Origin of the sequence: Sporosarcina obsidiansis, assembly GCF_009651005.1 — a bacterium.
GTDB lineage: Bacteria > Bacillota > Bacilli > Bacillales_A > Planococcaceae > Sporosarcina > Sporosarcina obsidiansis.
The window spans coordinates 1-12,353 of sequence record NZ_WHVW01000009.1; the positions used below are offsets into that span (position 1 = coordinate 1).

Below are 12,353 nucleotides of genomic sequence, written 5' to 3' on the forward strand. Positions count from 1 at the left end.
CCTGGCGTTTACTCTATTGTAAAAGAAAATAGACTGTAGGAAAACTCCAAATTTCCGGAGTTTGTCTACAGTCTGAGGCATCTCCTCTATTTGAGGAGATGCCTTTTAATTATTTCTATTACACCCAGCCACGGAAACGGCTAGCTTCTGCTGTTCTGCGTACGCCGATCATATAAGCAGCAAGACGCATATCCATATTGCGAGTAGTCGCAACGTTATAAACGTTTTCAAATGCCTGGACCATTTTCTTCGTCATACGCTCACGTACTTCGTCTTCTGTCCAGTAGTAGCCCATATTGTTCTGTACCCATTCGAAGTAGGAAACAGTAACTCCACCCGCACTAGCTAACACATCAGGAACCAACAAAATGCCACGGTCTGTTAGAATTTTAGTTGCTTCTGACGTAGTAGGACCATTTGCCGCTTCCACTACGATATCTGCTTTAATGTTATGAGCGTTCTTTTCAGTGATTTGGTTCTCGATTGCTGCAGGAACCAAAATATCACAGTCTAACTCTAACAGCTCCGCATTGGTTAACGTATTGTCAAATAACGTAGTAACCGTTCCAAAACTATCACGACGATCTAATAGATAGTCGATATCTAAACCATCAGGATCATGCAACGCACCGTAAGCATCAGAAATTCCAATAACTTTCGCGCCCGCATCATGAAGAAACTTCGACAAGAAGCTTCCTGCGTTACCGAAACCTTGCACGATCACACGTGCACCCTTCATATCTATATTGCGACGTTTTGCCGCTTCATTAATAATAATTGTTACACCTTCCGCAGTCGCACGGTCACGCCCATGAGAGCCACCTAGGACAACTGGCTTACCCGTAATGAATCCAGGAGAGTTAAATTCATCAATTTTACTATACTCATCCATCATCCACGCCATAATTTGCGAATTCGTAAATACATCCGGTGCTGGAATATCTTTTGCAGGCCCCATCACTTGACTGAGCGCTCGCACATATCCGCGACTTAAGCGTTCTAACTCACCCATTGACATTTCTCGTGGATCACAGATGATACCGCCTTTACCTCCACCATATGGCAAGTCAACGATACCCGCTTTTAATGTCATCCACATAGAAAGCGCCTTCACTTCATCGGCACTGACTGCAGGGTGGAAACGTACACCGCCCTTAGTTGGTCCAACCGCGTCATTATGCTGGCCGCGGAAACCTGTAAATACTTTTACTTTCCCGTCATCCATGCGGACAGGAATTCGTACCTCCACCATACGAAGTGGTTCTTTCAGTAGTTCGTACATTCCTTCATCATAGCCTAACTTTTCAAGTGCTTCTTTGATAACGACTTGCGTAGACGTAAATAGATTCAGGTTTTCAGTCATTGTATGGTTCGCCTCTTTGTTTGGTATTGTGTTTCACGGCCATATTATAACATGAGCATTCTGAAACTTCCACCCATGAATTCAAACCTTTTTCGAATTTGTTCATACAATTAAAGTATAGGACTGGGCGAATTTTCCTTAGTTTTCAAATACAGAGCGAATTTTACCGATCGCCCAATCTAATTCACTTTTTGTAATCACTAAAGGAGGCGCAAAACGGATCACTGTATCATGCGTTTCTTTGCAGAGTAGTCCTAACGCTTTCAACTCTTCACAATACGGACGTGCAGCTTCTGTCAATTCCATCCCAATGAACAACCCGCGGCCGCGCACTTCTTTTATGGAAGGATGAGAAATAGTTTTCAGTTCATTCATGAAATACTCGCCTAACTCCTCGGATTGCTTCGCTAACTTTTCTTCTTCTAATACTTCAAGAGCTGCAATCGAAACAGCGCAAGCCATTGGATTTCCACCGAATGTCGAGCCATGCGATCCTGGATTAAAAACGCCTAGCACATCATCATTCGCCACTACACAAGAAATCGGAAATACACCACCGCCCAATGCCTTTCCCAGAATGTACATATCCGGCGTTACGCCTTCCCATTCGCATGCAAACATCTTTCCCGTACGACAAAGTCCCGCTTGGATTTCATCCGCAATGAACAAGATATTTTCTTTTTCACAAAGATTCGCAGCTTCTTGTAAGAAACCTTCTGGCGGAATGATGATCCCCGCCTCTCCTTGTATCGGCTCAATAAGGAAAGCTGCAGTGTTCGGTGTAATCGCTTGTTTCAATGCCTCTAGATCACCGTATTCCACTAACTTAATTCCTGGCAGTAAAGGACCAAAACCTCTTTTATATTCTTCATCAGAGGATATAGAAACAGCTCCTAACGTTCGGCCGTGGAAGTTTCCTATACAAGCGATGATTTCTGCACAATCATCCGCTACACCTTTTACGTCATATGCCCACCGTCTTGCAGCCTTTAAAGCCGTTTCCACAGCTTCAGCTCCTGTATTCATCGGGAGGACCATATTCTTCCCTGAAAGAGCGGAAACCTTTTCATACCAAGGACCCAACTGATCGTTATGGAACGCACGAGATGTTAACGTTACACGGTCCGCCTGATCTTTCAATGCTTGAATAATTTTGGGGTGGCGATGACCTTGGTTGACCGCAGAATAGGCAGCCAGCATATCCATATATTTATTGCCCTCCGGATCTTTTACCCAGACGCCTTCTGCTTGAGAAATTACAATAGGTAGCGGATGATAGTTGTTGGCTCCGTATTTTTTCGTTTGATTAATAATCTTATCTGTTTTCGACATATCTTTCACTCCTCATGATCCACTCAGTCACTTACAGCATTTCAGACGTAGTTTTCCCTTGCATATGCAATTGCAAATAATCTGGTCCGCCTGCTTTTGAATCAGTACCAGACATGTTAAAACCACCGAATGGCTGGTATCCTACGATTGCTCCTGTACAACCTCTGTTGAAATATAGATTTCCGACATGGAAGTCTTCGCGCGCTTTTTCAATATGGTGACGATTCTTTGTAATGACTGCACCCGTTAAGCCATAATCCGTATCATTTGCAAATCGAATCGCCTCGTCAAAGGACGAAGCTTTAGACAACGCAACGACTGGACCGAAAATTTCTTCTTGTGAGATTCGAGCATTCGGATCCACATCTGCAAAAACTGTTGGTGCCACAAAGTACCCTTTCGTGTCATCACCTGTTCCACCCGCTACGAGACGACCTTCTCGTTTACCTATTTCAATATAGTTCATAATTTTATCGTATGCAGCTTGATCAATTACTGGACCAGCTAAGTTATCTCTTTCGGCTGGATCACCCCAACTGAACGATTTCGTTATTTCTTCCACTCGATTAACCACTTCGTCATAGACGTCTTCATGGATAATTGCACGAGAACAAGCTGAACATTTCTGGCCGCTAAAGCCAAACGCAGATTTCACGATTGACTGTGCAGCAAGTTCTAAGTCCGCTTCATTATCCACTACAATTGTATCCTTACCACCCATTTCAGCAATAACGCGTTTCAACCAGATCTGACCCTCATGAACTTTAGCAGCTCGTTCGAATATACGCGTGCCCACTTCACGTGAACCTGTAAACGACACAAAACGTGTAGATGGATGATCCACTAAATAATCGCCAATTTCAGATCCAGAGCCAGGAATATAATTCACTACGCCCGACGGCATTCCTGCTTCTTCCAATACCTCAATAAATTTGTATGCTACAACGGGGGTGGTCGATGCAGGCTTCAATAATACTGTATTACCAGTCACTAATGCTGCGACAGTTGTACCCGCCATAATCGCAAAAGCAAAATTCCAAGGAGAAATAACAACCCCAACTCCTAGTGGAACATAATCGAACCGATTATATTCACCCGGTCTACTCTCAACTGGCATTCCATCTTTAAGTTTCAACATCTGCCTAGCGTAATACTCCATGAAGTCAATACCTTCCGCGACATCAGCATCCGCTTCGTTCCAAGGCTTCCCTGCTTCTCTCGTTAACAAAGCAGAGAATTCAAATTTTCGACGCCTAATAATTGCAGCTGCTTTAAACAACACATCAGCCCGAAATTCCGGTTTTACTTTTCTCCAAGTTGTAAAGGTCTTTTTTGCTACGTTCATCGCTTCCTCAGCGAGATCACGGCTAGATTGAGATACATTCCCAATTACTTCTTCTTTATTCGACGGATTAGTTGATGCTAATTTCTTATCCGTCATTACGCGCTTGCCACCGATAATCAAAGGATAATCTTGACCTAAGTAGCTGTCTACCAGCTCTAAACCTTCTTGATAAGCTTTTCGATTTCCCTCGATTGTAAAGTCAGTAAAAGGTTCATGTTTGTACGGAATCATCATTACTACATCCTCCTTTTCATCTAAACGCAAAATTTATTTGCATTTGATAGCATTTACATATATAATAATGCAAGAAAAAATTGCGCATTGCAAGCGTTTCAATAAATAAGAACTGGGATAAATTAATTACATCTCACCTGAGAAGGTTTAAGGAAGGTGTTCAAGTATGATAGATACGATAATAGAAATATGTAACCAATTTGCAGTAGACCATGCGAATATTGGGATTCACGCTGTGGATGGGTCGGGGCGAACAATCATTTATAATCAAAAAATGAAAGAAATTGAAGGACTAAATCTAGAGGAAATAAAAGATCATTCGATTCTAGAACTATTCAACTTTGATAAAAATGAGAGTACGTTGTTAAAAGTGTTGCAAAGCGGACGACCTCAGCTACACGTCAAGCAGACCTATTGGAATACGAAGGATATGGAAATTACGACGATGAACGATACCTATCCCGTCTTTCACAATGGAGACTTGATAGGTGCAATTGAATTCGCTCAAGACATCACCGCATTGGAAAAACTCATCATACAGCCACTGAGGAAAATATGCGGACCAATGACGTTCAATCAAATTGCTGCCGATTCGGAGGCGATGAAATCTGTCATTTTGACAGCAGAAAAAGCAGCAGCTGCTGGATTGCCAGTTTTATTGATTGGAGAAACTGGCACAGGAAAAGATATCATTGCGGAAGCGATTCATTACGCATCTTCGCCAGACGCGCAATTTTTTTACACATTTCATTGTCTTCACGCTGATACTGACCTCATTCAACGAATGGAGAAGATGCTCGCAGAACAGCCTACTAACATGACATTATTTTGTGAACGGATCGACTTCCTTTCTATCCCTTTGCAACAAGCTTTATTACATATGTTGCAGAGCTCATCAGCACGCCCTCAGTTCATAGCAAGTATCGGGGAAGATCCGATTGAGTTGATATCTTCGGGAACATTATTAAAAGAACTATATTACTTTTTTGCTTCATTCACCATCCGTATTCCGCCGCTTCGTAAGCGACCTGAAGATATTTCATCGTTCGTAGCGACTTACATGACCAGGAGAAAAGAGACGCATGGAACATCATTTTCTCGAATTGATCCTAAAGTGGAAAAGCTATTTTATACATATAGCTGGCCAGGAAACCTACGGGAGCTAGAACTTTTATTGGATGAAATTTCTTCTATGTGGACAACGGAAGAGACGCTTACATGGGATATGTTGCCTTCACAATTCCGAACAAAGACGGAACGAATTTCGAATGAAACACCTCAACCGATGGATTTCATCATTCACAGCGAATCAAAATTAGTGCCGCTTGATCAATATTTACGCGAAGCCGAAACCTATTATTTACAAAAAGCGATGAAATTACATGACGATAATATTACGAAGACAGCCAAAGCTCTCGGCATGAGCAGGCAAAATCTACAATACCGATTACGAAAGTTGAAAAATTAAAAAATCACGAAAGCAGACGTCCGCTTTCGTGATTTTTTCAATGACCGGATTGTTCGATCCAGTCTTTCAATTTGTCTTTTAGTGAGTTGAAGCCATCCGCATCATGCTGATTCACACGTTCCTGCAGGGATTGACGGGAGCGATGATGATTTTGATAGGAACTGGGTGGTTCTTGTAATGCACGAATCGATAAGCTGATTTTGCTAGCTCCTTCGTCCACATCCAGCACTTTGACGCGAACTTCTTGACCGATTTCCAAATAGTCATGAATATCTTTGACAAATCCATACGTGATTTCAGAGATATGCACCAACCCTTGTGTGGCTGCATCCAGTGCAATAAACGCGCCATATGGCTGTATGCCGGTTACTTTTCCGGTAAGCTCATCTCCTACTGCAAATTTGTGAGACATGCAAAACAGCTCCCAATCTATAGTAGTATCTATTCTGCCATTCAGGCCGCTTCATAGTATATCATATTTTGAACATTTGAACAAAAAACCACCATCCTGTAGGTTGGTGGTTTTGATCAATATAGCGTTATACAATGCACTTGGCTTCGTATTTAATCGCTAGCAGTTTATATGAAATTTCCATGCATTTCTCAAAAGGTATCCAAATTTCATAGGAATGCTCATATACATCTCGAATGCATTTGGCCAAGTCTGTCGGATGATCTATATGTTGGAGGCCCGCCACTACATCAGCGATTTCCAAGTCATACGCGTCCTCTCCGGCTAAGAAGGGATCCCATTGCTTCAATAGGACGACAGCTCTTTTGTTCATTTCCATGGTTTGCACGATACGTCACCTTATTTGTATTTTCTTTTCATCATAGCATAGCGAGATGAAAGAAAAAAGAGAAGACGCCATACTTTCGACAAATTCTAGCATACGTTATAACTTCTCCAGATATATCAAAAAGAACATCCCGTTTAGTCGACGGGATGTTCTTGATTTTTATTGAGCTCACGTTCTTTCAAAATACGCTGTTCAAGCTCCTTCGTTTCTTCTTCTTGCCGTTTTGATTTTCGCAAAATCCAACGAAATGTTAGTGCCATTAAGATCATGAAAATCACGAATGAAATGGCAGCCGGAATATATTCGCTCTTATCTTCAGGAAAGTAAAGGAACGGCATTAGTAAAACAAATTTCATGCTAGTTTCCCCCTCTACATCTACCGGAGGCTCTATCTGGAGTCAGCCGGAGTCCGAATTCTCATTGAACAAAAAATTACTCGCATTCACGCCGTCACTTATAGAAGTGCCGCTCTTTTACTGAACCCAGATATATCAGGCTTATTTTTGAAGGATTTCAATCGATTCGATTTTGATTTCCTCTTTCGGCTTATCTTGTCGGTCACGTTTAGCCCCTGCGATGTTATCGACGACATCCATACCTTCTAGCACCTGACCAAATACCGTATGACGTTGGTCAAGATGCGGAGTGCCTCCATTTTCTGCGTAAGCTTCCGCTATTTCATCAGGCCAACCGCCTTTTTTCAATTGATCAGATGATGCGCCTGCCAATGCAGATGCTTGAACAATAAAAAATTGACTGCCATTCGTATTAGGGCCTGCATTCGCCATAGATAGCGCTCCACGCAAATTAAATAGGTCCATTGTGAATTCATCTTCAAATGAATCGCCATAAATACTTTCTCCACCCATACCTGTTCCAGTTGGGTCTCCACCTTGAATCATGAAGTCAGGAATTACGCGATGAAAGATAATGCCATCGTAATAACCGTTTTCCGCATGAGTCAAAAAGTTTTCTACAGTTTTAGGCACTCGCTCTTTAAAAAGCTTTATTTTTATAGGCCCCATCGTTGTGTTCATGACAACGAGAGCTTCGTTTTCTGCTACTTCATTTGATAATTGCGGATACATGGAATTCCTCCTCTAGTTTGCTTACAATGTACTGCATTTGTTAGTGTACGACATATAAAAGTAGTCTACCATACATACGGTAAAATTTCGATATTTCTACCTGTGACAGTTAGTTGACAACAATCGGGGAAGTACGACATGTGTAACGTTGCTTTGTCGTGGGTACTATAGGGTGAGCGATATATTTCCTTCGCCTACCGAATTGTTTTATAATGATTACTATACCATTTCATAAAGGTGGTCCGATTTTGAATAGACATAAAAAGAATTTTATTATCATCTGGGTGACCAACTTTCTTGTAGCCGGCACGATGACCATGATCATGCCTTTTCTTTCGTTATACATTGAAACATTTGGCGACTACTCCGAGGAGTATGTACAAAAGTGGGCGGGGTTAATTTTTGGCGCTACTTTCATTACAGCGTTAATCATGTCACCTATTTGGGGCCGCTTTGCTGATCGCTTTGGTTTTAAGCCTATATTGTTAATTAATGGATTCGGTATCGCAGTCTCCGTCTTTTTGATGGGTTTTGTGAATTCTGTTGAATCCTTTTTTGTTTTACGGTTAGTAAACGGACTCGTAACAGGCTTTTTGCCGACTTCCTTGGCTTTCATTTCATCTCAAACTCCTCGTGAACAGGCGGGGAAGATGCTTGGAACCCTACAAATGGGCGGTGTCGCAGGTATGCTGTTCGGCCCGATCTTAGGTGGAATCATGGCGGATAGTTTCGGCTTCAGCTACACGTTTATCATTACGTCCGTATCCGTCGTAATAGCTGCATTGCTCGTGTTAGTAGGTATCAAGGAAGAACACCGTGTCAAGACTCGTAAAGTCGTTGCGTATTCACGAAAAGTCATATTAGGCGGTTTGTTTAAGCATCGTTTAATGTTTAATGTGATGGTGGTGACCACGTTGATTCAGGTGGGTAACTTTAGTATTCAACCATTACTTTCGTTGTACGTAGCAGATTTAACGCATGCTACCACGAATGTTGCTTTTTTGGCTGGTTTGACATTTAGTGCAACAGGGTTAGGAAATTTATTGTTTGCTCGTGTCTGGGGGAAAATTGGCGACGATGTAGGATATGAAAAGGTGCTGGGTATTTTGCTTGTACTATCCTTTGTATTCATTATTCCACAAGCGTTTGTCTCCTCCCTATGGCAGCTCGTCTTGCTCCGGTTTTTATTTGGGATATCTACGGGGGGCATGATTCCGATTACAACCGCACTCGTTCGTAGGGAGGCCCCTATTGAAGTGCAAGGCGAGGTAATGGGCTATAACACCAGTTTTCGTTTTCTTGGCAATATTATCGGTCCGATGTTCGGTGGGATCGTCAGTGGCTACATTGGAATTCCAGCTGTGTTCATCGTAACAGGTGTACTATTCCTGCTTGGGTATACATTCTTAACACTCGCGATTAGGCGGCCTACGCAGGACTTCGAACATTTCTTGGAAGATCGACAATTTGCAGCTAACGATAAAGGTTAGAATAGATCTCGTACATACTTTGTGATGTACGAGATTTCAGCTTGTAGACAAACTCCAAAAACTAAAAAGTATGCTCACAACCTTTAATTTTTACAATTGTCTTAGTGCTCTACTGTTTATTCTAAAATATGAACTTAACCATCGCTTTTAATCATTTAGATGAAGAGGCAATAACTACTAAAAAATCAATGAACTACGCTAGTTGATCGTAGTGGAAGGCGGCGACTCCTTGGGGATCAGCGTGCGTCTTGAGACCCCGCAGGTAGCGAAGCGGACGAGGAGGCTCAAGCCACGCCCCCAGGAAAGCGTCCGCCTGGAACGCAGATCAACGGTAGCATGACCACTTTCTATATCTTTTGTCTACAGTCTGAGATCTCATACATACTCTGTGATGTACGAGATTTTTTTGTGCTAGCTAATCCATTTTCATTTTTCTGTACTCACTCATATTCTATCAATATATGTTATATTTTTCTAAAGTGCTATTTGGGTTTGTCATTGGTTAGGGAGGCTTGCATTGTGAGGCAGTTGTTTGGCTTGGTAATTACGTTAGGTTGTATTCCATTGTTGTTGTTTATTCAGAATCAAATACAGGCTGAGACTGTGCAGACGGAGACTTTGCACGAGTCGATTCGGGATGCTGTGCAATTGGATGCACCTGTGATTAAGGTGCCGGTTCAAATGAAGGATCGAAATGGGCAGATGTTTGCAGAGGAGTATGTGGAGTGGCGACGGCCAATTAATTTAAAAGACATGACGTATTTTACTAGACAGATTTTCTTGAAGAGCGAAGATCGTACATTCTATGACCATCGAGGCTACGATATTGCAGCGATCATCCGTGCTTTCACGATTAATACAGCCACGGATGACGTACGGCAAGGCGCTTCTACGATCACTCAACAAGTGGTGCGCATGCGCTATTTATCCACCGAAAAGACGTATGAACGGAAGTTTAAGGAGTTATTTTTAGCTGCTGAATTGGAGAAGCAATCGACAAAAGATGAGATTTTGGAAATGTATTTGAATGAAATGTACTTCGGCAATCGAGTCTATGGGATCGGGGGGGCTGCTACGTTTTATTTCAGTAGGCCACTCGATAAATTAAACGAAGCGGAGATTGCTTTTTTGGCAGCTATTCCAAACAATCCCTCTCTTTACGATCCTTTGCGGCATTTTGATCGAACAAAAGAGCGGCAGGAACGATTGCTCAATGTCCTTGTCAAACAACAAGTCATTACTCCCGAGCAATTTGAAGAGTATCGGCAATTCCCTATTCAATTACACGTCAAGAAGAAGGAACAGGATTTTCCGATGTACAGTTCCTATGTCCTTGAAGAATTAAAACAACTTATCGCACGTTCAGAAGGCCTTGATGCGTCTTTACTAAAAGCCAAAACACCCGAAGAACGACAGCGTTGGCAAGATGCAATCAATCGGCGTGCAAGCGATGTAATTAGGCAAGGCTTAGTAATCGAAACAGCATTAGATCCCGTGAAGCAACAGCATGATGAAAACAGACTGACGGCTTTGATTGGAAGCGGTGGCGTTCAGGCTGGTTCCGCAGTAATTGACAATCCAACGCGAGAAATTGTCAGTCTGTATGCGGGCGCAGGTTACCGAAAAACCGATTTTCACCGTGCCTTCCAAGCCGTACGTCAGCCGGGTTCCGCTATCAAACCTTTGCTTGTCTACGCTCCATTTTTCGAAAGCGGCCCATACCATGCTGATACGCCCGTCAATAGTGCGAATATATGTATCCACGGATATTGTCCTCGGAACTTTGGTGGTTATCAATTCGGAACCACTTCAGTGCGAGACGCATTTCGTAATAGTTATAATACGACTGCTGTTCGTTTATTGCAACGAGTGGGTATTGACAATGCCTTTAAGCATCTCGAACCATTTCAATTTCAACATGTGACGGAAGCGGATCATTCCTACACCGCTGCGTTAGGCGGTTTTTCTAAGGGCGTCACCCCTCTAGAGTTGGCGAGTGCGACAACGAGCTTTTTGGATGGTACCTATGAAACACCTCGCGCAATACGGGCAGTAAAAGATATCCAAGGTAATGTACTATATCATTGGAAAGAGACGCCAAAAACAGTCTGGTCGCAGTCCACCGTCAAAAGTATTCGATCCCTTATGCAGGAAGTGGTTTTGACCGGTACCGGTAAAGGTATTTCCTATACGACAGGCTATACGGGCGCTAAAACAGGAACTACTGACGCATTTAAAGATTTATGGGTAATTGGCATGAATGATCGGTATACCTCTGCCGTTTGGATCGGATATGATAAACCGACACCCATCCCCCATTTACGTGATCAGAAACTACAACTCCGCGCATTTTCCGCTACCATGCAAAATTAAAATCACACCATCTCAATCCGGAATCTTTGGATCAAGATGGTGTTTTCATTTTACCGGATTGGATAACGGAATGCTGGCCAGTAAACCATTATATAAACGGATGACGATGTACACGATAACAGCCAATAACACACTCCAGACTACAATTTGAAAGAAAATCAAGCCCACCGTATGAGTCAACGGCATAAACGGGCTTAATTTATAGACTACGTATATGAAATACACAAAGGAAGTGACAATGAAGATCAGCACGAGTACTTTCCAAGACTGAATACCCACAGCAGAAGCAAGTGCTCCAAAAAAATAAATGACCGCTCCGGATTTTGATGCGCTGTACGAAGCGTCTGCCTCTTCTCTCATGAAAAACAATAACGCTGTCTCGTGAATCGTCGCAGCAATCAACTTCAACGCAGCGAACACCATGAAAAAGAATAATGCGTACATGGTCAATAAGAAAATTCGTAGTTGAAAGTCAGACAGGAATTCCCGCATTCCTTGATACAAACCGATTTCTTTAAAAAAGATGACGGATTCACCTACGCTGTACACGCCGAAAGTTAAACTGAATAAAACGACTGTGACAAACGGTAAATAACCAAACAAGTATGGGTTCTTCATAAAGCACCTCAAAAAAATTTTTTCACCTTCTTAATAATATAAGAAGGAAGTCGAATAAAGCAATAATTGGTCAGTTGTTGTCTATGCAATTTGAAATGTTTTGCGCTATACTAACAATTACGTCCTCGCTTATGCTACCGGACTATTATACGTAACTCAATCGTTATCCACTCTTTAAGTGGCGGTATCACTGCACAGCTTAAACTGCATGAAGTTAGGCTTCCGGCGCATGTCACAAATCC

General features: G+C 42.3%; 11 protein-coding genes. 3 read left to right on the forward strand and 8 right to left on the reverse strand.

Annotation, left to right across the window (positions count from 1 at the left end; all coding sequences use genetic code 11):
- Nucleotides 1-118: 118 nt before the first annotated feature.
- The 3 genes from GD002_RS08980 to pruA all read right to left on the reverse strand — a co-directional run bounded on the left by GD002_RS08980 (nt 119) and on the right by pruA (nt 4,274).
- Nucleotides 119-1,363 (reverse strand): Glu/Leu/Phe/Val family dehydrogenase, encoded by a 1,245-nt coding sequence (locus GD002_RS08980; RefSeq protein ID WP_153732028.1) that lies wholly within the window; start codon nt 1,361-1,363, stop codon nt 119-121.
- Between the two features lie 138 nt (nt 1,364-1,501).
- A complete protein-coding gene (locus GD002_RS08985) occupies nt 1,502-2,695 on the reverse strand; it encodes an ornithine--oxo-acid transaminase (RefSeq protein WP_153732029.1) in 1,194 nt (397 codons plus the stop codon).
- Between the two features lie 31 nt (nt 2,696-2,726).
- Complete coding sequence (gene pruA / locus GD002_RS08990; protein ID WP_194841533.1) at nt 2,727-4,274, reverse strand: L-glutamate gamma-semialdehyde dehydrogenase; 1,548 nt, start codon at nt 4,272-4,274, stop codon at nt 2,727-2,729.
- Between the two features lie 166 nt (nt 4,275-4,440).
- Between pruA and GD002_RS08995 the strand changes: the two genes are divergently transcribed.
- Entirely contained in the window at nt 4,441-5,742 is a 1,302-nt protein-coding gene (locus GD002_RS08995; RefSeq protein ID WP_153732030.1) for a sigma 54-interacting transcriptional regulator, read from the forward strand.
- Nucleotides 5,743-5,779: 37 nt separating this feature from the next.
- Here GD002_RS08995 and yugI read toward each other — a convergent pair whose 3' ends face one another.
- The 4 genes from yugI to GD002_RS09015 all read right to left on the reverse strand — a co-directional run bounded on the left by yugI (nt 5,780) and on the right by GD002_RS09015 (nt 7,630).
- Nucleotides 5,780-6,154: a S1 domain-containing post-transcriptional regulator GSP13 gene (yugI, locus tag GD002_RS09000; protein WP_153732031.1), complete on the reverse strand. Its 375-nt coding sequence runs from the start codon at nt 6,152-6,154 to the stop codon at nt 5,780-5,782.
- A gap of 127 nt (nt 6,155-6,281) precedes the next feature.
- A complete protein-coding gene (locus GD002_RS09005) occupies nt 6,282-6,533 on the reverse strand; it encodes a DUF1871 family protein (RefSeq protein WP_153732135.1) in 252 nt (83 codons plus the stop codon).
- 143 nt (nt 6,534-6,676) lie between these two features.
- Nucleotides 6,677-6,898 (reverse strand): hypothetical protein, encoded by a 222-nt coding sequence (locus tag GD002_RS09010; RefSeq protein WP_153732032.1) that lies wholly within the window; start codon nt 6,896-6,898, stop codon nt 6,677-6,679.
- A gap of 141 nt (nt 6,899-7,039) precedes the next feature.
- Nucleotides 7,040-7,630: a peptidylprolyl isomerase gene (locus GD002_RS09015; RefSeq protein ID WP_153732033.1), complete on the reverse strand. Its 591-nt coding sequence runs from the start codon at nt 7,628-7,630 to the stop codon at nt 7,040-7,042.
- A 248-nt stretch (nt 7,631-7,878) separates the two neighbouring features.
- Between GD002_RS09015 and GD002_RS09020 the strand changes: the two genes are divergently transcribed.
- Both GD002_RS09020 and GD002_RS09025 read left to right on the forward strand, forming a co-directional pair.
- A complete protein-coding gene (locus GD002_RS09020) occupies nt 7,879-9,120 on the forward strand; it encodes an MFS transporter (protein ID WP_153732034.1) in 1,242 nt (413 codons plus the stop codon).
- Between the two features lie 519 nt (nt 9,121-9,639).
- A complete protein-coding gene (locus GD002_RS09025) occupies nt 9,640-11,493 on the forward strand; it encodes a transglycosylase domain-containing protein (RefSeq protein ID WP_194841535.1) in 1,854 nt (617 codons plus the stop codon).
- 45 nt (nt 11,494-11,538) lie between these two features.
- On the opposite strand, the gene GD002_RS17770 is transcribed toward GD002_RS09025, so the two are convergent.
- Nucleotides 11,539-12,111 carry a YufK family protein gene (locus GD002_RS17770; RefSeq protein ID WP_194841536.1) on the reverse strand — a complete coding sequence of 191 codons (573 nt, stop codon included), beginning with the start codon at nt 12,109-12,111 and terminating at the stop codon, nt 11,539-11,541.
- Nucleotides 12,112-12,353 lie beyond the last annotated feature (242 nt).

Coding starts and splice junctions, on each gene's coding strand:
- GD002_RS08980 (WP_153732028.1), bottom strand. CDS start 1,363: ATGACTGAAAACCTGAATCTATTTACGTCTACGCAAGTCGTTATCAAA.
- GD002_RS08985 (WP_153732029.1), bottom strand. CDS start 2,695: ATGTCGAAAACAGATAAGATTATTAATCAAACGAAAAAATACGGAGCC.
- pruA (WP_194841533.1), bottom strand. CDS start 4,274: ATGATGATTCCGTACAAACATGAACCTTTTACTGACTTTACAATCGAG.
- GD002_RS08995 (WP_153732030.1), top strand. CDS start 4,441: ATGATAGATACGATAATAGAAATATGTAACCAATTTGCAGTAGACCAT.
- yugI (WP_153732031.1), bottom strand. CDS start 6,154: ATGTCTCACAAATTTGCAGTAGGAGATGAGCTTACCGGAAAAGTAACC.
- GD002_RS09005 (WP_153732135.1), bottom strand. CDS start 6,533: ATGGAAATGAACAAAAGAGCTGTCGTCCTATTGAAGCAATGGGATCCC.
- GD002_RS09010 (WP_153732032.1), bottom strand. CDS start 6,898: ATGAAATTTGTTTTACTAATGCCGTTCCTTTACTTTCCTGAAGATAAG.
- GD002_RS09015 (WP_153732033.1), bottom strand. CDS start 7,630: ATGTATCCGCAATTATCAAATGAAGTAGCAGAAAACGAAGCTCTCGTT.
- GD002_RS17770 (WP_194841536.1), bottom strand. CDS start 12,111: ATGAAGAACCCATACTTGTTTGGTTATTTACCGTTTGTCACAGTCGTT.